This is a genomic window from Sulfurimonas sp. (assembly GCF_028694605.1).
In the GTDB taxonomy this organism is placed as follows: domain Bacteria; phylum Campylobacterota; class Campylobacteria; order Campylobacterales; family Sulfurimonadaceae; genus Sulfurimonas.
The window spans coordinates 94,858-118,759 of the sequence record NZ_JAQVKP010000002.1 but is presented as its reverse complement, the minus strand read 5'-3'; the positions used below and the strand labels follow the sequence as shown (position 1 = coordinate 118,759).

Sequence of the window (23,902 nt, the reverse complement as noted above, 5' to 3'; positions counted from 1 at the left end):
ATGATATTTAACAAACTAATCGGTCTTTTTTCAAACGACTTATCCATAGACTTAGGAACGGCAAATACTATCGTCATAGCAAAAGGACGCGGCATCATCATTAATGAGCCATCGGTTGTTGCAGTAAAAACAGGCAAATTCGGACAGCAAAGAGTTTTGGCAGTAGGACACGAAGCCAAAGAGATGGTAGGTAAAACCCCGGGTAACATAAAAGCGATTCGCCCGATGCGTGATGGTGTCATAGCAGACTTTGACATGACAGAGAAGATGATACGAAAGTTCATCGAAAAAGCGCATGGAAGAAGCTATCTTATCAGTCCTAGAATCATCATCTGTGTTCCATACGGCTTAACGCAGGTTGAGCGAAAAGCAGTTCGCGAATCAGCTCTAAGCGCCGGAGCAAGAGAGGTCTATCTGATTGAAGAGCCTATGGCAGCGGCAATCGGAGCAGGAGTTGACATACGTGAGCCACAAGGAAACTTAGTTGTTGATATCGGCGGGGGCACGACTGAAATAGGAGTTGTCTCTTTGGGCGGACTTGTACTCTCCAAATCAATAAGAACGGCGGGAGATAAGATAGACCTTGCTATCGTTAACTATATCAGAAGAAAGTACAATCTTCTTATCGGGGAGCGTATCGCTGAGGAGATTAAAATAAACATAGGTACAGCGGTGCCACTTGAAGAAGAGCTGCATATGATTATTACGGGAAGAGACCAAGTCGAGGGACTCTTAAGCACCGTTGAATTGACTTCGGAAGATGCAAGAGAGGCAATGAAAGAGCCTCTTAAAGAGATTGCGGAAGCGCTTCGTGACGTACTGGAGCAGATGCCGCCGGATCTTGCCGGAGACATCGTAAACCACGGAATTATCCTTACAGGCGGCGGAGCGCTTATTCGAAAGCTTGACAAATATCTTGCGGATATTATTAAAATTCCTGTTTATGTCGCAGACGAACCGCTTCTTGCAGTTGCACGCGGTACGGGACGCGCACTTGAAGAGATAGATTTACTACAAGAACTTTTTGAAAATGAATAAGGGGCTTCTTAGCTTTTTTTTAATGATGATTGCACTCATTATGGGTGCACTCTACTACACAAATACTATACAATCCCCTTTTTTATCTCTGCTTAATGGCATAAAATCTCATTATCATACATCCATTGCATTTGTAGCACAACAAGTTGAGAGACATTTTTTTCAAGCAGCACATATTGCCGAACTTGAAGAGAAGCTCAAACTTTATGAAAACAATCATCTTGTCATATCTCAACTATCTTCTGAGCTAAACAACCTTTTTTTAGAGAACCACTCAAAGCTTCAAGCACTCCATGAAGTTGAGCTTGTAAGAACCATCTCTTATCAGGCTTTTGGCGATTACAATAGAGTGTGGATTGATATGGATGATTACAACGCTTCACGTATATACGGGCTTGTTTATAACAACTTTGTTGCGGGTATCGTCATTTCTCAAAACCAAAGACCTTTGGCTCTTTTAAACAGTGACGTCAAAAGTTCCTATGCCGTTTATGTAGGCGAAAACAAAGCTCCCGGTATCGTACACGGAAATAATTCAAACCATCTGATTGTAAAATTTATCCCTGCATGGTTTTTTATTCAAGAGGGAGACAGAGTTGTAACTTCCGGACTTGATGAGATATTTTTTGAAGGTTTGAATGTTGGAAAAGTTATCTCTGTTACAAAATCACAAGGGTATCAAACCGCGGTAGTTGAGCCTTTCTATAAAGCCAATAATCCAAACTACTTCCATATCATAAAAAAAGTACGCTAACTCATCAAAGATTAAGTGCTTTTTACCTATAATATACAAATTTTTTTATGTACAAATATTAAAGGTAAACAATGCCAAAACGCACCGACATTCACACTATCTTACTTATTGGTTCAGGTCCGATTATTATCGGTCAAGCTTGTGAATTTGACTACTCCGGTACGCAAGCCGTTAAAACTCTAAAAGAGTTGGGTTACCGCGTAGTTCTCATCAACTCAAACCCTGCTACTATCATGACAGACCCTGAGTTTGCAGACAGAACATACATTGAGCCTATCAGAGAAGATATCATCGCAAAAATAATCAAAGATGAAAAAGTCGATGCAGTTCTTCCTACAATGGGCGGACAAACAGCACTTAACGTCGCTACAAAAATGTATGAAAAAGGACTTCTTGAGGGAGTGGAGTTTTTAGGTGCATCTCCTGAAGCTATCCATAAAGGCGAAGACCGCTCAGCATTCAAAGAAGCGATGATTAAAATCGGGATGGATTTGCCGTTTTCGATGTATGCCTACAACATGGATGACGCACTAAAAGCTGCCGAGACAATCGGCTTTCCGATAATTATCCGTGCATCTTTCACTCTGGCAGGCGGAGGAAGCGGTGTTGCGTACAACATGGATGAGTTCAAAGAACTTGCAAAACGCGGTCTTGACGAATCTCCTGTTACCGAAATCCTTATAGAAGAGTCACTTTTGGGATGGAAAGAGTATGAGATGGAAGTTATCCGTGACAAAGCTGATAACTGCATCATCGTCTGCTCTATCGAAAACTTTGACCCGATGGGCGTTCACACTGGTGACTCTATCACGGTTGCTCCTGCGTTGACGCTTACAGACAAAGAGTACCAAAGAATGCGTAATGCTTCTTTTGATATCCTAAGAGAGATAGGCGTTGACACGGGCGGAAGCAATGTCCAGTTCTCCATCAACCCAAAAACAGGGCGTATGATAGTTATCGAGATGAATCCTCGTGTTTCTCGCTCATCGGCTCTGGCTTCCAAGGCAACAGGCTATCCTATCGCAAAAGTTGCAACTCTTTTGGCTGTCGGCTTTACGCTTGATGAAATCACAAACGACATTACGGGAACTCCTGCGTCATTTGAACCGGTAATTGACTACGTTGTCACAAAAATTCCTCGTTTTACATTTGAAAAATTCCCTGAAGCGCAAAACACACTCAGCACAAGCATGAAAAGTGTCGGCGAAGTAATGGCAATCGGGCGTACTTTTAAAGAGTCAATCCAAAAAGCGCTCTGTTCACTTGAGACAGGACTATGCGGATTTGATCCGATTGATGCTGATTTTGATTTTATCAAACACGAAATTCGCCGTCCAAATGCAGACAGAGTGCTTTATGTTGCAGAGGGCTTTAGACACGGTATGAGCGTAGAAGAGATGTTTGAGACATGCAACATCGACCCATGGTTTTTATACCAGATAGAAGAGATTATAAAGAGCGAGGGAGCAATCAACGAGAGCATCTTGGGCGATGCAGAATTTATGAGAAGCGTTAAGGTTGACGGTTTCTCTGACAAGAGAATTGCGCAGCTTATCACTCAAAACTCAGATAAAAAAGTAGTTGAAGAGGATGTTTACAGAGCCAAAAAAGCACTTAGCATAAACTTGGAGTATAACGAAGTCGATACATGTGCGGCAGAGTTTGAAGCACTTACGCCATACCTCTACTCTACGACAAACATTACGAAATTGCCAAATGTCAAAAACAGAGCAAGCGATAAGAAAAAAGTTCTTATTATCGGTGGCGGACCAAATAGAATCGGTCAAGGTATAGAGTTTGACTACTGTTGTGTTCATGCGGCTTTTGCTCTTAAAGAAATGGGCATAGAGACTATCATGTACAACTGTAACCCTGAAACAGTTTCAACGGACTACGATACTTCAGATGTTCTCTACTTTGAGCCGATTGATTTAGAGCATGTAAGAGAGGTGATTGAAAATGAAAACCCAGACGGCATCATTGTCCACTTTGGCGGTCAAACTCCGCTTAAACTAGCAAACCCTTTAACTCAAATAGGCGCAAAAATCGCAGGAACACCTTCTCATGTAATTGACCTGGCAGAAGATAGAGAGCAGTTTTCCAACTTCGTAAACAGCCATGGACTAAAACAGCCTGCAAACGGACTTGCTCGCACAAAAGAGGAGTCTTTTGTTATTGCAGAAAAACTAGGCTATCCGGTACTTGTGCGTCCATCATTTGTTCTTGGCGGTCGTGGGATGAGAATCGTTTATAGTGAGAACGAACTAAGACAGTATATTGACTTAGCCGTCTCCATCTCAAACAATGCACCTGTACTTATAGACAAATTTTTAGATCAAGCCATAGAGCTTGATGTTGATGCGATTTGCGACGGCAAAGATGTTTATATCGGCTCTGTTATGCAACATATCGAAGAGGCTGGAATCCACTCAGGCGATAGCGCATGTTCACTTCCTCCGGTAAACTTGTCAAAAGAGATGATTGACAAAGTAGAGCAGCAGACAAAAACAATCGCACTCGGTCTTGGAGTTCGAGGACTTATGAATGTTCAGTATGCAATTTATGAAAATGAAATTTATCTCATCGAAGTAAACCCAAGAGCAAGCCGTACCGTTCCGTTTGTAAGCAAAGCGACAGGTATGCCTTTGGCAAAAGTTGCAACGCGCGTTATGGTGGGAGAGACACTCAGGGATGCACTTGCTTACTATGACAAATACAACATTGTCGAAGAGCAAAATGGACTTTTAAAACCACGCCTAAAAGGGCATATCTCTGTTAAAGAAGCAGTTTTCCCATTCCATAAACTCTATGGCGCGGATTTGGTTCTGGGACCTGAGATGAAGTCAACCGGTGAAGTTATGGGTATAAGCTCAAACTTTGGCATCAGCTTTGCAAAAGCGCAGATTGCGGCAGGAAACAGAATCGTAACAGAGGGAACATGTTTCCTCTCGTTTGTAGATACGGACAAAAAGCATGCGCCTGAGATAGCGCGCGGTCTGCATAGACACGGTTTTAAACTTGTTGCAACCAAAGGTACCCAAGCAGTCATTGAAGAGGCAGGCATCCCGTGTGAAGTGGTGCTTAAAATCTCGGAAGGTCGCCCAAATATCGAAGACAGTATGAAAAACGATGCAATTGATATGGCAATTAATACATCTGACAACAATACATCCAAAAAAGATGCAGTAGTTATCCGTCAAGAAGTTTTAAAGAGAAATATCCCGTACTTTACAACATTAAGTGCAGCAAGAGCGCTTATCCTTGCTCTTGATGCAATGAAAAACGACTCATGGTCCTCCTCAAAAGCGCTGCAAGATTTTCTAGCATAGAGATGCCTGTAGTGCTCACACAAACCGACACTACGGTCGGTTTTTTGTCACAAGATGCACAAAAACTCTATGAAATTAAATCTCGCCCTCCTTCTAAGCCTTTTATCAAAGTTTATAAAGATTTCAAAAGTTTCAAAAACGATGGTAAAAGAGTTCCTAAAAAAAGAAAAAAACTGGTTCGCCGCTCTAAAAAAACTACTTTTATCTTAGGTGATTTTTCATTTCGAGTTGCCAAGCCACCTTTACATTCAGAGTTATTAAGAGCAACTCCATGGTTTTACTCTACTTCTGCCAATAAAAGCAGTGAAAACTTTGAGAGAGCATTTTGTGAATCAAAAGCTGATATAATTATTGAAGATATCAATGGGCTGAGGGAGAGCACTTCGTCAAGACTTATCAAGATAAATGCTAAAAAATGGAGAAGATTGCGATGAACAAGGCGATTCAAGCACTTTTAACAGGAATGCTAATTACATTTGTTTTAGATTTTTTTCTTTTTTTAGGGATTTTTCTTCACTATACAGAGCATTATGAAGTTGGAATTTACTACAATGTTCTTTTTGCAGATAACCAAAATTGGTATCTATACTTTATACTCTCAATACTTTTAGGGTACATATCTGTTTATGTAAAAAACTCTAAAGTCTCTATTATTCCTTTGTTGCTGCTTGCTTTGCTTACTTTATTGACACTCTTTAAAGATATCGGGTATATGGCAGGAGAGACAATACTTATGAAAAAAAACGCAACACTTAAAAGCGCAAAACATACCTACACCGGTGACATTATCTATGACGGGAGAGAGAAAATTACCTTTTATAGTTACAACCTAGAAAAAATAATTACATTACAAAAAAAGGATTTATTAAAATGAAACATATCTACTCTATTGCCAGCGGGGTAGCACTTGGGAGTGCCGGCATAGTAATGATGAGTGTTCTTGGCGGATGCGAATCAAGCCAACAGGAACAAAAACAGCAGCAAAACAAATTTTTGGTTATCGAACAGCTCTCGGACGGAAAATATGTTGTTGTTGAAGAGATGCCCACAGAGGGTCCAAGCAGGGCAATTATCCGAGAAACTGATGCAAACGGAAACAAAACAGAGCGTATTATGAGCGAAGCAGAGATGAAAGCACTTGCCGAACAAGAGTACAAAAAAGTACAAGACGGCACTTCTGAAACACTCAGCTCTTCTGAGGGAAGTGCGGGGATGGGACTTGCGGGAACTATCTTGGCAGTCGCCGCAGGCTCACTTTTAGGCAATATGATAGGCAATGCTTTGATGAACAACAAAAACTTTTCCCAAAGAGCTTCAACAGTCAACCAGAGCGCATATAACCGTCCTGCTTCGGGAGCGTCAAGTGCTGCATCATCAACCAAAAAAAGCTATTTTGGCGGCTCAAGCGCAACTTCTTCTTCATCTAGCAGTTCAACATACGGAGGTTAACAAATGGTTCAGCTACAGCATATAAAACCTCTCAAAAACGAGCAGCTTGAAGAGCTTGGATTTACTTGGCACACAGATAGCGATAACAACCGATATATAAGCGATTCATTGGTTCAAGTAACGCACGAAGAGGCAGAGGCTTACTATGAGGCGGCAAATGAAATTTACGACATGTATGTAGAAGCAGCCGGGTACGTTATAAAAAACAACCTCTTTTTTGAACTTGGCATCCCTTTCAATCTTATTGACGCCATCAAAAAAAGCTGGGAAAATGATGTTCACTGGCATATCTATGGCAGATTTGATTTTGCGGGCGGAATCGATGGAAAACCTATCAAACTTTTGGAGTTTAACGCCGACACGCCAACCTCTCTTTTTGAGACTGCCCTGCTTCAATGGGTGCTGCTCAAAGCCAACAACATGGACGAGAATGAACAGTTCAACAACGTATATGAAGCTATAAAAGAGAACTTTAAACGTCTTATAACACTCTTTGAAGACACAGAGCTTTTTGATGAGCATTATGAGGGATGGAAAATACTATTCTCATCTATCCATGGAAACGACGAAGAAGAAGCGACTACAAAACTTTTACGTCAGATGGCAACGGATGCAGGATTTAACACCGGTTTTGAGTATCTCGGAGATGTAAGGTTTGATGAAAATGGCATTTATGATAGAGGCGACAATGCTTACGAGTATTGGTTTAAACTATATCCGTGGGAAGATATAGCAACAGACGAGCCGGAACTTGCAACAACGCTTACAAATATCATGCAGAACCAAAATGCAATTATCCTAAACCCTGCCTATACGCTTCTGCTTCAATCAAAAGGGATGCTCAAGGTTCTTTATGACCTTTTCCCTGATTCGCCTTACCTGCTCAAGACATCATTTGAACCGCTTAAAGGGGTCAAACATGTTGCAAAACCTATGTTTGGCAGAGAGGGAGCAAATATTGCTATTTTTGGAAGCGATGGCGCACTTTTAGAAGAGCAAGAGGGAGTTTATGGCAACCATAAAAAGGTGTATCAAAAGTACGCAGAACTTCCAAGAGACAAAGATGGCGCAAAATATCAAGCCGGAGTTTTTTTTGCCTATGAAGCATGCGGGCTTGGTTTTAGAAAAGGCGGTGAGATTTTGAACAATATGAGCAAATTTGTAGGGCATGTTTTGGTATAAAACAGCCCTACGCTTTTTTTACTTACCCTCTTTTAGCTTTTGCTTGAGGATAATTTTTCCAGCTTCTACACCTGGTTGGTCGTAAGCGTTAATGTACATAAACTCTGCACATACGGATGTCAAAAGCTCATACTCATACATAAGCGATGCGATACTTCGCTCATTTACGCTATCTATGGTCATAACATCACACGGAATATCACCTAAATTTTGTATAGATTCTATTGTAGCGTCTGCTTGTTTGTTTATAAGTGCAGAGAACTCTATCTCATCTATATAATCCAACTCTTCAAGTCCCTGAAGTCCGATTTTTGGAATTTTCAAACTACTTGCAAAATCCTCTACCTTGATAACGGTAACAGTCTTATCGCGTCTGCCTTCAACGATGAGTTGTAAAAAAGAGTGCTGATCTATGGGTCCGATAATGCCAATAGGAGTAAGTCCCTGTCTTGTGGCATTGCGATCTACCTTGCCTAAGCTCTCACCCCAAAGCTGAATATACCATTTATTAAACCCTTCAAGTCTTGATGAGTAGGAAAAAACAACATTGATATTGAAACTATCTTTGCACTCTACAAAAAAACGGGCCTTTTTAAGCACCCTCTCATACGCCTCTTTTTGCTCAAAAAAAGAGTTATAGACTTTTTTTGCACCATCTAAAAGCTCATCAATATCTATACCTACAATCGCCAAAGGAAGCAGTCCTACTGCACTAAAAACAGAAAACCTTCCACCTACATTTTTTGGTATCTCAAAATTTCTAAGCCCGTTTGCAACGGCATATTGATTTAACTTTGAGTCACTCTCCGTTACAACCACCGTGTTATGCTCATCACACTTTACCAAAGAGTTTATGTATTTAAAAATCGAAACCGTCTCTATCGTTGTTCCGGATTTGGATATGATGATAAAAAGTGTATCTTGCAAATCTTCAACTCTTTTGAGTTTTGATTTTATATCTATAGGGTCTGTGGTTTCAAGGAAAAAAAGCTTCTTATCCAAATTTTTAGAGTGTTTTAAAAATTTATAAATAGCATAAGTTCCAAGTGTACTGCCACCAATCCCAATAACGACAATATTGTTTTGTTTTACTTTTGAAGCATACTCTTTAAAAGCAGAAGTATCTTGATGTACAAGATTGTAGTATCCTACCGACTCCCTCTGCGCTGCTATATGGTTAAAAACATCTTCATCTGAAATTGTCGGAATAAAGTTATGTTGATAGTGCATGACTACTCTTCGTTTTTGTTATAAAAAAAGTTTGTCGCTTGGACAAATCCATCCACACTTCCGCAGTCAAACCTTTTGCCCTTAAATTTGTAGGCGATTACTCTTCCTTGTTTTGCCTGCTCCAAAAGGGCATCCGTTATCTGTATCTCTCCGCCTTTTCCCGGTTTTGTCTCTCTTATGATGTCAAAAATATCGGGTGTGAGTATATATCTTCCTATAATTGCCAGATTTGAAGGCGCATCTTTAGGTTCCGGTTTTTCAACCATATTGGTTACTCTTATAACGCCCTGCTCCTCTTCAAAACCTGCAATAACGCCGTACTTATTTGTATCTTCCAAAGGTATCTCTTCAACAGCTACAATAGAACATCTATATTTATCAAAAAGTTTTACCATTTGAGTCAAAACAGATTCTCCGTCATTATCACACAAGTCATCCACCAAAACAACCGCAAACGGTTCATCTCCTATAAGCGTTTCCCCCGTTAGGATAGCATGACCAAGACCTTTCATCTCAACTTGTCTTGTGTAAGTAATAGTACAGTTCTTTACAATATCGCGTATCTCTTTCATAAGCAACTCTTTAGGAGTTCCGTTTATCTGATGCTCAAGCTCATACGACCTGTCAAAGTGGTCTTCGATGGCGCGTTTTCCGCGTCCCGTTACGATTGCCATGGTATTTATACCCGCTTCTCTAGCCTCTTCTACACCGTACTGTAATAGCGGTTTTGTAAGGATTGGAAGCATCTCTTTTGGAATTGCCTTTGTAGCAGGAAGAAATCTAGTTCCGTATCCGGCAGCCGGAAAAAGGCATTTTCTTATTTTTGTGTTGTTTTGTGGCATATACTCGCCTTTGTCATTAAATTTTTAATCTATATACTTTTGCTTGAGGGGTTAAAACAACCTCTTCAAATAGCATTTTATCATACTCTTCCAAAACTGCTAACTGAATATAGAGTGAATTGTAGGCTTTTTCGTCAAGAACTAAAAAAGTGTTGTAGTTAGACATGTAAACTATGCTCACTTCTCCTGCAGGATTTGCCATCTGCATACTTTTTGTCAGTTTCATATTTTTATCATATGCTGTTTGAACAAATCTCTTCACTGCTACTTTTTGAGTTCCGATACTAAGCATTGCAGCTTGCAAATCAAACACGACTCCCTGACCAAGATTGATACTGTTTCCCTCTTGTTTAAAAGACTTTGTCATATAGAAAAAAGAGCGCTTTTTCATCTCGCCGCTCATAAGGTCAATGTTGGAAAACATCTCTACTGTCGGATATATGTCCATCATTCTTATAGGGAGATAGAAATAGATATCTCTTGTTTTTTGTGGAAGTTCTATCTCTGTTTGAAGCGAAAGCAAAAAGTCGTTTGTATCGCTAAATCCATACTCTTTTGTCATCTGCTCTACGTTGGAGAAGATAGTTAAATTTTTATCTCTAACGCGCTCTTTGTTCTCTTTTACAAATGCAAAAGTTTTCTCTGTATATTCCACATCAAGCCTTGCCATTTTTGCAGCTACATCTTGAGGATTTGTCAATATAAAACTGACAGGAAAATTGACATCTCCGCTATGCTTACCGCCGTCTATAAGTGTTTTAACATCACTGTAGAATCTTAGCGGATAGCCGTAATCCCACCAAGCGACTACATAATCTTCTCTGTCCGCCTTGCCCTTTAACTGCTCCAAGATTTTTACCTCATCGGCATTAAAGACCGTAGGAACTTTGTAGTTTTGAATATGCACGATATTTGGGTAGATAGCTAAAATCGTAAGAAGAAGCGGTGCTAAAAATTTAAGTCTTGATGTTGGCATAAACTGAGCAGTTTGAGTTATAAGAAACGCAACTCCAAATGCCAATACAGGAACGGCATATATAGTAAATCTAAGTCCGCCTACATACGCCAAAAAGCCAAGACCGATAAGAGGAAGTCCAAAAAGCATCACTTTATGCTTGTATGCGAGATAGATATATCCGGCAACCGAGAGCACAAATGTAACGGTATGCCCACTTATACGATTTGCAAAGGTCTCAAAAGATATATGCCCAGCTTCTCTTACCGTCTGCATTACCGAGTAGAAGTGAAGTTTAAGCCCTTTTTCGCCTGCACTCACGGCATCTTTAAATACATAATTTTTCAACTGCGACCAGATAGGGTCAAATCCGCCCGATAGAAAAAACAGGGCAACAGAAAGAGCCAAAACATAGTAGATATACCTATCAAACTGCTTCTGTTTGAATATATAAAATACTCCAAGAACCAAAATTGCCCTTACATACCCATCAAGACCAACCATCGCAAACATCATAATGGCTAAAAGCTTGTAGTTGTAGAGGTTTTTTCTATCAAACACCAAAGCATAAAAAAGGATAAGTCCAAAAAATGCAAACTCTAAAGAGTAACTCTGAGGATACCACCAACGATACACCAAAATATCCAAGGCCGTAATAAGTAGGTATTTATCCTCATTGGTTCTAACTGCCCAGATAATCGACCAGAGCAAAAACATAGGAAGTACGATGTTAAGCATATCGGTATCATAGTAGCCTATCATCGTACGGTTGTAGTAGCTGTGCGTTATACTTGCCAAAAGTGCCGCTACAAAGCCCATCTCCAAGCTGTCAATGTTTTTTGCTATAAGGATAATGGGTATAACGATAAGCGAGCTAAGCACAGAGGGCATAAAGAGAATAACAGTCTCAAAAGAAAAAGGCAAGATATAAGCAAAAAATGCAGTCAGTTGCGAGGCGGCACTCTCAAGTGCAGAGAGGTCGTTTTCTTGATGTACACCGTTTAAGATATCTCTCGCACCCTCTGCAAAATAATAACCGTCATTTGTGTTTATCATAAACTGGGCATTGTGATAAAAAGGCTCATAGCCGCTAAACTGATAGAGCCAAACCATCCTCATCGCAACTGAAAACGCAAACGCGAGTACAATGTAAAGCAGTGTTGTTTTCGTCTCTTTTGTCCATGTACTCATAGGCATCCCCCATCTACTCCAATTCGTTATAAAGACTGTCTCTCTCAAATGGAACAAAGCCGCTGTTTTTTATGAGCGCTCTAAAATCCTCTAGTTTTATACCGTTTGCGCTTTTTGCGCCCGCCGCGGAGTTTATAGACTCTTTTTCTATCGTTCCGTCTAAATCGTTTGCACCGAATTCCTGAGCTACAAGAGCCAGACCAACAGTTGAAGTAACCCAGTAGGCTTTTAAGTTTGGAACATTATCCAAAACTATGCGGCTTATCGCCATAGTTTTTAAAATCTCGTTTGCTGTTATAGGGTCTTTGATATTTAAGTAGTTGTTCTCTTTTTGGTAAACAAGCGGGATAAAGCAGTTAAATCCGCCCGTCTTGTCTTGAAGCTCTCTTATGCGCATCATGTGGTCTATGCGCTCTGCTCGGCCCTCTACATGCCCAAACAACATAGTAACATTACTTTTTTTACCTCGCTCATGCCATTTTCTATGAATCTCAAGCCAGCCTTGTGACGATACTTTACCCTTACAGATATAGTCTCGCACCTCTTCATCAAAAATTTCAGCTCCACCACCCGGCATAGAGTCCACGCCGTACTCTACCATAAGATCTAGTATCTCATCATAACTTTTGCCGTAATGCCTTGCCAAAAAGTCTATCTCAGCGGCTGTCAGAGCTTTTACATGCAGATGCGGATATGCGGTTTTTATCTTTTTAAAAATCTCCAGATACCACTCTAAGCCCGTATTTGGGTTGTGCGCCGAGACGATATGCACCTCTTTTATATCCCTTTTTGCGGCATCTTTTACGATATCCATGATTTGTTCGTGCGTCATGGTGTATTGGTTGGGATTTTTTCTTGTTGCGCTGTAAGCACAAAATTTGCAGACATCCGCACAAACATTTGTCGGATTGATGTGGCGGTTAATGTTGTAGTATGTTTTTTTGCCGTGAAGTCTCTCTCTTATGCCTGATGCAAGCGAGCCGAGTTCAAACAAATCCATCTCGTAAAGAGAGAGTGCCTCATCAAAACTAACTCTCTCTCCTGCTTCTATCTTCCCTCTAAGGCTCATCACTATTTTAGAGCCTCAAAAATCTCAAGCGCATCAAGCTTTTCCCATGGATAGTCACTCTGCCCTACCTGCCCGCGAGCCGCTACATCTGCATACAAAAATGTCTCTTTGGACGGATGGTCAAGATTGAATTTGCGTGTTATCCAGTTTGGAGTAAGCGGAAATTTCTCCTGTACAAAAGCTGAGAGTTTATCATCATCCAAACCGTTTATCACTGTTCCGTAAGTATCAACCGCAACTGAAGTCGGGCGAGCAACCCCGATTGCATAAGAGATTTGAACCAGTGCTTTTTTGGCAAGTCCTGCTGCAACGATATGTTTTGCAATGTAGCGTGCCGCATAAAGCCCGCTTCTATCAACTTTCGTGTAGTCTTTAGAGCTTTGAGCACCGCCACCTATAGGTGCATAACCGCCAAAACTGTCAACGATGAGTTTTCTTCCGGTAAGTCCTGAATCATGCAGTGATGAGTGAGATACATATTTTCCAGTCGGGTTGATGTGAATGATACAGTCGTTTTTGTTGTAAAGTTCGCTTGGAAGCCCTGCATCGTCTATCAGTTCGCCGATAAGTTTTCGCACCGTAACTATATCCATGGTATTTACACACGGAGCTGAAACAACTATAGTGTGGATTTTTTGCGGTTGGCACTTCTCAAAGTTCTCTTTCTTGCCGTAGTCCATAGTAACTTGAGTCTTGATGTCAACGCCCAGTTTTGAGGGATTTGCTTTTGCAAAGTTATAAACTTTCTCCATCAAAACTCTTGCGTATGTAATGGCACTTGGCATGTAGTTTTTCGTCTCAATGTCGGCATAACCGAACATGATACCCTGATCGCCAGCACCCGTTTCTCCGTCTTCTTGGTCAACGCCTTGGTTGATGTCTGGAGACTGCGCATTTAAAAGCACTTGAAGTTCAACATCTTCAGGATGAAGGCACTCCTCTTTTGTAAAGTACGGATTGCCGTCGTAACCTATGTTTACAAGTGCATCATGAACAATTTTTTTATAATCTTCAGTCGTAACTCTTGTTTTTGAAGTTACCTCTCCGCCGATTACTATATGTTTTCCTGCAACAAAAACCTCTGATGCAACTCTTGACTTCGGGTCTCCGATAATTAGCTTATCGACTATGCTGTCTGCGATAATATCCGCACATTTATCGGGATGTCCCGGACTAACTACTTCACTCGTAAATAAATACATCTTTTTCCTTGAGTTATTATCAGCCCGCAAAAGTGCAGACTAGTTCAGAAAACGCATTTTGATTTTGGCCTTCAAAGACCAGGCGCTCTCCACATTGAAGCCGTGATATTATCATCAACTAACTTCAATTGTGCTTCATACGCTTTTGTAAATTTTATTTTTATCTCATCGTATATTTTTTTGTTTTGAGGATTTGGCTCATAGGCTCTCTTCCAAACCACAAGCTCTTTTGCAGCACTTTTCATATCTTTGTATATACCTGCTCCAACACCTGCCGCCATAGCCGCACCCAACGCCGTTGCTTCGGTTACTTTGGGGATTTTGACTCTGCATCCCGTCACATCTGCAACTATTTGAGACCAAAGTTTGCCTTTGCTCGCACCGCCTGCAAAGACAATTTCATCTATCTCTACACCCGTAAACTCTCTTATTTTATCGAGATTTATGCTTGACACTATCGCTGCATTTTCTTGCAGACTTCTAAACATTGACGCTCTATTACAAATCTCCGGATTTATATTAAGGTTTAAAAAACTCGGAGCTGCGTGATACCATTTTGCATACTTCATGCTGTCTGAAAAGATAGGTAAAATTCCGTATGAACCGACTGGAACTTTAGAGGCTTTTTCTTCCATAAGCGCATAAACATCAACTCCCTGCTCTTTTGCTTGAAGCTTCTCCATGTCGCAAAAAGCATCCCTAAACCATCTCATAACCAAACCGCTAAAAAATGTAATCCCCTCTGCTTGAGAAAGGTTTGGAATAACATGCGGATTTACTCTTATATTCATATCACTTGGTGGCGGCGTATTTTTGTCAATATTTACGACCTGCTGCCAAAAGGAGCCGCCCAAAATTGCAGCTTGAGAGGCATCTACGACGCCTAAACCCGCACATCCAAGCTGAACATCTCCGCCGCCCATGACCACTTTAGTGTTTATGGACAAACCGCTCTCTTTGGATGCCTTTGCACTAACGCTTCCCATTAAAGTTCCGACTTCTAAAACATTTGGAAAAATATCATCTTTTAAACTGACTTTTTCTGCCATTTCACTCGCCCAGTCACGGTTTTTCAAAGAGAATATCCCCGTTGTCCCGCCATTACTCGGATCCGTTGCAATCACTCCGCAAAGACGAGCCAAAATCCAATCCCCAATCATAGAGATTTTCGCAACTCTCTCATAAAGTTCTGCTCTATTGTTCTTTAACCATATAATGCGTGGAATTGCCCCAAGCGCAAAAGTTTGCCCAGACTCTTTGTAAAACTCCTCTTCGATTCCCTTGAAGTTCTCTTTTAGGTATCTCACCTCTTTATCTGCTCTGGCATCGACATTCGCCACCGCCCAAAGTTCTCTGCCGTCTCTGTCATAAAGAACAATTCCCTCACGCATACTGGTTGCACTAAGGGCGGCTATATCTTCGCCGCTTAAGTTTGCACTCTTTAAGGCTTCTCTTATGCACCCGCACACCAAAAGCCAATTTGCAGCAAAATCAAAACTCATAGAGTTAGCCACACCCTCTTCTTCTATGTGAGTCCATTCTTTTTGCGTAACGCTTATCTGATTGCCAAAAGTATCAAATATTACGGCTCTAACACTTCCGGTTCCCGCGTCTATCGCCATTAAGTAGTTCATCTTTTTTTCTTTCATAATCAAACTACCCAAGTATATTTAGCTCCTCGGTGTACTTATCTTCGCAATACTGCTCATAACTGCTTTTATAGATTTTATAGTGTTCTGAAGTTCTATGCCCCTCAAGTGCTGCTTCGTCTCTCCAAGTCTCAACTGCAAAGAACTTTTCTGGTCTATCTTTGCACTGAAAAATGTCATAAAAAATACATCCGTCCTCTGCTTTGCTTGGTGCTACCATCGCACTTAGAAGCTCCTTCATCTTCTCGACACCCTCTTTTTTTGCTATAAATGTTACTTTCTTTGTTATTGTCATCTCATATTTTCCTATGCTTAAATTTTAATCGTAGCGATTATAGCAAAAATGGGTAATTTGACTATAATGATAAAAAAATTAGGATATTTCTCTTGGATTTAACTCTGCAGATAGAAGATATTATCGAAAAAAACGGGAGTGATTTTGAGCTCTCCAAACTTTTCAAAGCCTATATCAAAGAGTACAAAAGCTCTTTAGGAGAGCTTTTTGAAAAAAGTCAGGGGAAGGATTTTTTAGTCCGTCACACAAAAGGGCTTGATTCTATCATCTCTTTGATGTATAAAACTGTCTTAAGACGTCTTTTTGGAAACTATATGCCTATGCGCAGCTCTGTTCCTATCGCTATTGTTGCGCTTGGGAGTTATGGGCGGGAGCAGTTGTGTGTTCATAGCGATATCGATCTGCTCATCGCTTATGAAGATGTAGAGGGGTTTCATACAAAGCTTATCATCGAAAAGTTTTTCTATCTTGCCCTTGATGCAGGGTTAAAGCTTGGACACAGAGTTCATGAAACAAAAGAGCTTTTTGCGTCAAGCCAAAACGATATCACCATCCGCACGGCACTTATGGAGGCGAGGTTTGTCACGGGCTCCACACTCACATGGCACAGTACAACAAAAGAGCTGGGCAAAATCCGCCTCTTTAACCAAAAAGAGTTTATCCTTGCCAAAATAGAAGAGGCGCAGGTACGGCGCAAAAAGTACCCAAATGTGATGCAGCCAAACATCAAAGAGAGTGCGGGCGGACTTCGTGATTCTAACCTTCTTTTTTGGATAGCGCAAACCATTTACGGGGTAAACTCGCTTAAGGATTTGACCGGAAAACTTTTTTTGGAAGAGGAGTACAGGGAGTACCGCATCGCACTGGAACTTCTCTTTCGTGTGCGCAGTGCACTGCACCTCATCACAAATAAGCAAGAAGACAGGCTTCTTTTGGAGCTTATCCCTGATGTTAGCCAAATGCTTGGATTTAAAAACCAACAAAAGATGGTAACAAAAGTCCTTGAAGCACAGTGGCGCATCAGCAACTTTACACAAATCTTTGTAAAAAAAATGGTGCGTCCCTATATCGTTGATATGTCGCTTGTGACAAAGTTCAAGAAAAACCGCTTAAGCAGAGGCATTTACACGCTAGAGGGGAGAGTTTATGCCTCATACAACCTTGAGATTCAACCGCTAAATACGCTTCTGGAGATTTTAGTTTCGCTTGAAGATATACCTTACCATTTCGATGCAGGTTTTTTACGCCAGTTTACCTATACAAAAATCTCTCATCCGCTCCAAGCAAAGAGCTATACACTCCTGAGAGAGCTATTTAAAAAGCAAAATATGTACAGCTTTTTAAAGCTCTTTTATGACGCAGGCATACTCCATCATCTCTTTGGTGCTTTTAAAAAAGTGCTTCACCTTCCACAGTTTGACGGCTACCACCACTACCCCGTTGACATCCACTCCATTAAGTGTATTGAGGCATTAGAGAACATCAAAGAGGCTTTTATCAAAAAGCTCTATGACGCGCTTAATGCTGATGAAAAACTCCTGCTCAAGATAGTCGTGCTCTTTCATGATACAGGCAAAGGAAGGGTTCAAGACCACAGCGAGGTCGGAGCAAAACTCATCGTCCCTTTTGTCAAAAAGATGAAGTTTAAAGAGGAGGAGATTCAAAGATGCGTCACACTCATCAAACAGCATGTTAGCATGAGTAACATCGCCTTTAAAGAGAATATCCACAACGAAAAAACGCTCTACAAATTTATGTCAACCATCGAAAATGCAACTAACCTAAAACTTCTCTACATACTCACTTATGCCGACATCAACGGCGTAGGAGAGGGAGTTTTCAACTCTTTCAACTCAAATCTTCTTTATGAACTCTACCTCAGTGCACTTGAAGCCGCTGAAGATTTTGGAAGAATCAACGAAGCGACCAAGAGAATCAACATAGAGAAAAAACTGCAAAAACTCCCCGAATTTCTCAAACTCCCAAAACTACTGCAAAGCAAACTTTTGCGGGTAGAGTCTAATCTTTTCTTTTTCAAACACACGCAGCTTGACAATATCAGAATCGCACAGATTGCAAAAGAGACACAAAGTTACAACTTCTCCATCAACACGGACAAATCACTAAGTATAGAGATTTATAGAAAAATCCCGCTTAACATAGGCTACCTTCTTGCAATGCTCAGCCATCTTGATGTCGCATCTATGGAAATTTTCACACTCTTTGACGGGGTCAAATACTTTAAAATCGAGTTTATAGAACATGTAGAAGCAGAAGAAGCCGGACATATAGAGAGTATCATTCATAACGCATTTGACATGAACCGCCATGTCAAACTCAAAGATGTTACCATCCACAAAGAGGAGATTAGCGTGGACTGTGAACACTCGCTCACTCTTGCAGAAGTAACCGTCAACACACATAACCAAAAAGGTCTTTTAGCGTATATAATGGAGTGCTTCGAGGAGCTGGGCATAAACATAGTCACAGCAAAAATACACAGTACCAAACATAAAGTAAGAGACAGTTTCTTAATCGAAAAACAAAACGATATATGCAATAATGTCGCAAAAATTTATAAGCTACTTACAAAAAAATTGGTATAAGATGAAGGAAATAATTTAGATGTGCGGAATTGTCGGTTACTTGGGTGAAAAAAACACAAAAGAGATTTTACTATCAGGGCTTAAAGAGTTAGAGTACCGCGGCTACGATTCGGCAGGTATAGCTGTTTTACAAAACGGCACTTTTCATAACTTTAAAGCAGTCGGAAAACTGATAAATCTTGAAGAAAAAACCAAAGATTTTGTAACAAGCGGCTTTGCCATGGGCATAGGTCACACAAGATGGGCAACTCACGGAAAACCTACAGAATTAAATGCACACCCGCATTTAGGTGAATTTTCCTATGTAGTGCATAACGGAATTATCGAAAACTATGCAGAGCTTAAAAAAGAGCTTCAAGCAGGCGGTACCGCTTTTTTAAGTCAAACAGACACGGAAGTTATCGTGCATCAGTTTGAAAAAAACCAAAAAACAGCAAAAAACTCTTTTGAGGCATTTGCAAAAACCATAAAAGAGCTTCATGGTGCGTATGCTATTTTACTGGTGACAAAGGGAGAAGCGGAGACTATTTTCTTTGCAAAGCACGGTTCGCCGCTGCTCATAGGTGTCAATGAAGCAAATGAGAAGTATTTTGCATCTTCAGACACTCCCCTTATCGGACACTGCACCAATGTTTCTTACCTAGAAGACGGGGATTACGGGTATGTAACACCGCAAGAGATTGCGCTTTTTGACAAAAACGGTATAAAAAAAGAGGCAAAGTTTGTTACTCTCTCTCAAAACAAGATTCTTGCCCAAAAAGAGGGATATCGCTTTTTTATGGAAAAAGAGATTTATGAGCAAGGCAGTGTAATTTCTGACACTTTAATGGGAAGAGTTACAGAAAATGAAATTCTTTTCGATGAGCTTGACGCATCACTTTTTGATGGTATAAGTGAGATAAAACTATGTGCATGCGGGACTTCTTACCACTCAGCTATGAGTGCATCTTATCTTTTTGAGAGATACTCTAAAATAAAAACTTCCATCGAAGTTGCAAGCGAGTTTCGCTACAGAGAGCCGATTATGACCAAAGATACGCTTTTTGTTGCCATATCACAAAGCGGCGAAACAGCAGATACACTTGAAACACTTAAGATGGCAAAAGCAGCGGGGCTTAAAACTTTAGTTATCTGCAATGTGGACAACTCCTCTATGGTGCGTCTTGCCGATGCTTCTATTCTCACTCGTGCGGGCATCGAAAAAGGGGTTGCATCTACAAAAGCCTTTGCAACACAAATAACCGTTTTTTGGATGCTCTCACTTTATGTAGCAAAAATCAAAGGCTCTTTAGCCCAAGAGCAGATAGCTTCTCACATTGCAACGCTTCGTGAAGTGCCGTCACATGTAAAAGTAAGCGATGAGATGCACGAGCGCATCAAAAGGCTCTCCAAAAGATACCTTCACGGACATGGTTTTTTCTTTATCGGCAGAGATATCTTCTACCCGCTCGCACTAGAGGGCGCTCTTAAACTCAAAGAGATTTCCTACCTTCATGCAGAGGGCTACCCTGCCGGAGAGATGAAACACGGTCCTATTGCTCTAGCCGATCCCGAGCTCTTTACTATCGCACTTCTTCCAAAACACCTGCACTACGAAAAAGCAAAAAGCAATGTCGAGGAGCTGAGTGCCAGAGACTCCACCATCTGTGCCATCAGCCAGATTCCATTTGACAAAGCGGATGATTTCATAGAGATTTCACCGTGCGACCACTATATGCTTGAGTTTTTCGAGATGATGGTAGCACTCCAGCTTCTCTCGCTTGAGATATCCATAAGATTAGGTAATGATGTAGATATGCCGAGAAACTTAGCAAAAAGCGTAACTGTCGAATAATTTTGAGACTGTTTAAAATTAAATTTATATTTTCTTCGCTACTATCTATAAAAATTTAAAATTGGTTTTGCGCAAAAAGCAAAACCAAGAGCAAGAGAGTCTCTATGACAACCAAATCACGCCTTCTACTTATCGTCACCTTTATGCTCCTTGGGCTTAGCGCAGCTACTATTATCAATGTTTCGCTTAACTTTAGAGACTACAGTATCAAAAGTGCAGTTGAAAAATCACAGATGGTAGCAAACATCGTAAAAGACGGTATTACCGCACATATGGTAAATGGGATTATGGACAAGAGAGCTTACTATCTTAATCAAATCTCCAGCAGCAATGATGTGGAATTTTTACGTTTAGTACGTGGCGAGAATGTTATCAAGCAATATGGAAAAGGGTTTGAACACGAGAGTTTGCGTGATGCCATCGATGAAGAGGTACTTAAAACCGGCAACAGTGTAGAAAAAATCACAGAAACCGCAAAAAGTACAAAACTAAGAGTAAGCATTCCTTACAAAGCAACAGAGGACAACACTATCGCAAGCTGTCTTAACTGCCATAATGTTCAAAAAGGTGAAGTTCTTGGCGTTATCAGCATGGAGTTTGATATAGGTGATATGCGTAGCAGCGGTGTTATGACAATTGCAAAGATTCTTGGTATCAATCTTCTCTTTATTGTTGTTGCACTTTTGCTTATTAACCACTTTGTAACTCCGTATATGAACCTATTCTCCAATCTACAAAGCGGTATTAAAAAAGCTTACAGCGGAGATTTTACTCATGAGTTTACATCTAAAGTAGGAGGCGATGCTAAAAATGTTGTGGAGCAGATAAACTCTCTGTTTAGAAAAATGCAAGAGACTTTTGGCGATATCAAGTACAACCTTGCTACTTTTATCCCTCAAGGGTGCGTCTCTTCTACCGATCCACTTCATGAAGCAAAAACCATTATCAACGAACTCTCCGATATATACAAGTTTAAAAAGACCATAGAGCTTGATGCTTCAAAAAGTGATGTTTATACAAGAATTATAGATATTTTAAAACTCAAATATCATGTCGGACATTTTGCTTTATATGAAGTCAACAATGTTAGCAGCGAGAGAAAACTTATCCACTCTACAGAAGAGAAAAATATCTGTTTTGAAAAAACAAATAAAGATGCCCTTTTGTGCAGAGCATACAGAACCAATAGCGTTACCATCTCTACAGAATTTCCAAATCTCTGTCAAGCATGTATCCTATCGGATATCAATTATGTTTGTATCCCTTTTCCTATCAACCATGACATCAGCCTCGTTCTCTCAATGACTTCAAACCAACGAGACGAAGTAGAGCTTATGAAGAAAAATATCTCAAGTATAAAGCACTATCTCGAAGCTGCAAAACCGGTGATAGAGAGTCAGATACTTATGGAAAAACTGCGAGACACTTCACTTCGTGATGGTATGACGGGTCTTTACAACAGAAGATTTTTAGAAGAGGTTATCGACAAAATCATGAGCCAAGCGACAAGAAAGAAGGATACTTACGCTGTTTTAATGCTTGATGTTGACTTCTTTAAAATGGTAAACGATACTTACGGTCACGATGTAGGAGACAGGGTTATTGTAGCATTGGCAAAAGTTTTAAAAAGCAGTATCCGCGAATCAGACCTTGCCATCCGATATGGAGGAGAAGAGTTTGTAGTTATGCTTCACAATGCAAATGACGAAGGAATGATGAGCATTGCGACAAAGATTCACTCAGAATTTGCAAAACTTGCTTTTGATGTGGGAAATGGCGAACCTTTAAGAAAAACAATAAGTATCGGTATAGCAAAATTCCCAACTGATGGAGACACTATTTGGAAATGTATCAAATATGCAGATACAGCGCTCTATGAGGCAAAAGAGACCGGAAGAAACAAGATAGTAGAGTTTAGAGCAGAGATGCATAAAAGCGGTGATGAGTTTTAGACTTCTTTTTCATAACTCGGCTTTCCGCTCGTGGTGAGCTTGTCGAACCATGCACAAAACACCCTTCGACAAGCTCAGGGCGAACGGTGCTATTGATTCTGCCGCACTCATCAAAAAAGGCGTGAATTGCGTTGCTATTTTGATTTTTAGTGCTTAGTACTGCAAGCACTTACACCCGGAGGCGTAGTCGGTTGCACGCCTTCATTGCTTGCTCCGCCTTGTGCATTTACAGCTTCTATAGTAGCCCAGATGGACTCAGCTGCCGCCATATAGCGTTTTGCACTCTGGCTAGTAGGAGCTACAAAAGTGATAGGTTTTCCTTCATCTCCGCCTGTTCTGATGCTAGGCTCGATTGGAATCTCAGCGATTATCTTTGTTTTAAACGCATCTGCCATTGGTTGGGATGTCCCTTTTCCAAAGATATCGTACTCCACACCGGTATCAGGTGCGATAAAACCGCTCATATTTTCAATAATTCCTGCGATTGGAATATTTAGTTTTTGAAACATATCAAGCGATCTTTTTGAGTCATCAAGAGATACGGCTTGAGGTGTAGTAACCGTCAAACCTGCAGTAACCGGTACGCTTTGAGCAAGTGTGAGCTGCGCATCACCCGTTCCCGGAGGCATATCGATAACTAAAACATCCAAATCACTCCACATGATATCTCTTAAAAACTGCTCGATTGCTTTCATAATCATAGCACCGCGCCAGATAAGTGACTGTCCCTCTTCCATAAGTGAACCCATCGACATCATCTCTAAACCATAAGCTTTGATAGGAAGCACTTTGTTGCCCACCACTTCAGGCTTGACATCTGCCACACCTAACATTCTTGGGATATTTGGTCCATAGATATCAGCATCCAAAAGTCCCACTTTTTTACCTTGCTGTGCCAGTGCGATAGCTATATTTACCGAGGTTGTTGACTTGCCTACACCGCCTTTTCCTGAACTTACCATCAAAAAGTTTTTGACTTGCGGTGCGATATTTTTGCTCTTTGGCTTTGGAGCTTCAGGCATCTTTGGAGCTTTGATATTAACGCTTACATTGTTTGCACCTGCAGCTTTTAGCTCTTTTGTTGCATCATCTGTGATTTGTTGTGCCACTTCAGGTGCGCTTGAAGTAATCTCAACATTAAAACTTACATCGTTTCCATTAATCTCTATACTGTTTACAAAACCAAACGTCACAATATCCTTGGTAAACCCCGGATAAAGAACTTTTGATAGTGCCGCATTTACAACTTCTTTTGTCATATCTATTTCTTTCCTTTATATAAATTTTATTTTTGTAACTCTATCATAATTAAATAAGACAAAAAT

Annotated in this window: 18 protein-coding genes; 10 read left to right on the top strand and 8 right to left on the bottom strand. The window is 40.6% G+C overall.

The window, feature by feature from the left end:
* The 7 genes from PHY84_RS02180 (at position 1) to PHY84_RS02150 (ending at position 7,752) form a co-directional block, all read left to right on the top strand.
* Positions 1-1,038 (top strand): rod shape-determining protein, encoded by a 1,038-nt coding sequence (locus tag PHY84_RS02180; RefSeq protein ID WP_299857271.1) that lies wholly within the window; start codon positions 1-3, stop codon positions 1,036-1,038.
* Positions 1,031-1,792, top strand: coding sequence for a rod shape-determining protein MreC (gene mreC / locus PHY84_RS02175; protein WP_299857393.1), 762 nt, complete (start codon positions 1,031-1,033; stop codon positions 1,790-1,792). Before PHY84_RS02180 ends, mreC begins: the two co-directional genes overlap by 8 nt.
* A gap of 71 nt (positions 1,793-1,863) precedes the next feature.
* Positions 1,864-5,121 (top strand): carbamoyl-phosphate synthase large subunit, encoded by a 3,258-nt coding sequence (carB, locus tag PHY84_RS02170; RefSeq protein WP_299857269.1) that lies wholly within the window; start codon positions 1,864-1,866, stop codon positions 5,119-5,121.
* 2 nt (positions 5,122-5,123) lie between these two features.
* Positions 5,124-5,555 carry a Sua5/YciO/YrdC/YwlC family protein gene (locus PHY84_RS02165; RefSeq protein ID WP_299857267.1) on the top strand — a complete coding sequence of 144 codons (432 nt, stop codon included), beginning with the start codon at positions 5,124-5,126 and terminating at the stop codon, positions 5,553-5,555.
* A complete protein-coding gene (locus tag PHY84_RS02160) occupies positions 5,537-5,995 on the top strand; it encodes a hypothetical protein (RefSeq protein ID WP_299857265.1) in 459 nt (152 codons plus the stop codon). Before PHY84_RS02165 ends, PHY84_RS02160 begins: the two co-directional genes overlap by 19 nt.
* Entirely contained in the window at positions 5,992-6,570 is a 579-nt protein-coding gene (locus tag PHY84_RS02155) for a hypothetical protein (RefSeq protein WP_299857263.1), read from the top strand. Before PHY84_RS02160 ends, PHY84_RS02155 begins: the two co-directional genes overlap by 4 nt.
* A 3-nt stretch (positions 6,571-6,573) precedes the next feature.
* Complete coding sequence (locus tag PHY84_RS02150; RefSeq protein WP_299857261.1) at positions 6,574-7,752, top strand: glutathionylspermidine synthase family protein; 1,179 nt, start codon at positions 6,574-6,576, stop codon at positions 7,750-7,752.
* Between the two features lie 18 nt (positions 7,753-7,770).
* On the opposite strand, the gene PHY84_RS02145 is transcribed toward PHY84_RS02150, so the two are convergent.
* The 7 genes from PHY84_RS02145 to PHY84_RS02115 form a co-directional block, all read right to left on the bottom strand.
* The gene (locus PHY84_RS02145) at positions 7,771-8,982 is read right to left on the bottom strand and encodes a glucose-6-phosphate isomerase (protein WP_299857259.1); all 1,212 of its coding nucleotides are present in this window, start codon (positions 8,980-8,982) and stop codon (positions 7,771-7,773) included.
* A gap of 2 nt (positions 8,983-8,984) precedes the next feature.
* Entirely contained in the window at positions 8,985-9,824 is an 840-nt protein-coding gene (gene galU / locus PHY84_RS02140; RefSeq protein ID WP_299857258.1) for a UTP--glucose-1-phosphate uridylyltransferase GalU, read from the bottom strand.
* Between the two features lie 16 nt (positions 9,825-9,840).
* The gene (locus tag PHY84_RS02135) at positions 9,841-11,970 is read right to left on the bottom strand and encodes an STT3 domain-containing protein (RefSeq protein ID WP_299857256.1); all 2,130 of its coding nucleotides are present in this window, start codon (positions 11,968-11,970) and stop codon (positions 9,841-9,843) included.
* A 13-nt stretch (positions 11,971-11,983) separates the two neighbouring features.
* Entirely contained in the window at positions 11,984-13,039 is a 1,056-nt protein-coding gene (gene mqnE / locus PHY84_RS02130; RefSeq protein WP_299857391.1) for an aminofutalosine synthase MqnE, read from the bottom strand.
* Positions 13,040-13,041: 2 nt separating this feature from the next.
* Complete coding sequence (gene metK, locus PHY84_RS02125) at positions 13,042-14,241, bottom strand: methionine adenosyltransferase (protein ID WP_299857254.1); 1,200 nt, start codon at positions 14,239-14,241, stop codon at positions 13,042-13,044.
* A 71-nt stretch (positions 14,242-14,312) separates the two neighbouring features.
* Entirely contained in the window at positions 14,313-15,875 is a 1,563-nt protein-coding gene (lsrK, locus tag PHY84_RS02120; RefSeq protein ID WP_299857252.1) for an autoinducer-2 kinase, read from the bottom strand.
* Positions 15,876-15,897: 22 nt separating this feature from the next.
* Entirely contained in the window at positions 15,898-16,185 is a 288-nt protein-coding gene (locus PHY84_RS02115) for a putative quinol monooxygenase (RefSeq protein WP_299857250.1), read from the bottom strand.
* Between the two features lie 92 nt (positions 16,186-16,277).
* Between PHY84_RS02115 and PHY84_RS02110 the strand changes: the two genes are divergently transcribed.
* From PHY84_RS02110 to PHY84_RS02100, 3 genes are all read left to right on the top strand, one after another.
* Positions 16,278-18,791, top strand: a complete 2,514-nt coding sequence (locus tag PHY84_RS02110; RefSeq protein WP_299857248.1) for an HD domain-containing protein — start codon at positions 16,278-16,280, stop codon at positions 18,789-18,791.
* A gap of 19 nt (positions 18,792-18,810) precedes the next feature.
* Positions 18,811-20,625 carry a glutamine--fructose-6-phosphate transaminase (isomerizing) gene (glmS, locus tag PHY84_RS02105; protein ID WP_299857246.1) on the top strand — a complete coding sequence of 605 codons (1,815 nt, stop codon included), beginning with the start codon at positions 18,811-18,813 and terminating at the stop codon, positions 20,623-20,625.
* 104 nt (positions 20,626-20,729) lie between these two features.
* Complete coding sequence (locus PHY84_RS02100) at positions 20,730-22,577, top strand: GGDEF domain-containing protein (RefSeq protein WP_299857244.1); 1,848 nt, start codon at positions 20,730-20,732, stop codon at positions 22,575-22,577.
* Positions 22,578-22,723: 146 nt separating this feature from the next.
* Here the strand turns inward: PHY84_RS02100 and PHY84_RS02095 are convergent, their stop codons facing one another.
* Positions 22,724-23,836 (bottom strand): Mrp/NBP35 family ATP-binding protein, encoded by a 1,113-nt coding sequence (locus PHY84_RS02095; protein ID WP_299857241.1) that lies wholly within the window; start codon positions 23,834-23,836, stop codon positions 22,724-22,726.
* Between the last annotated feature and the right edge of the window lie 66 nt (positions 23,837-23,902).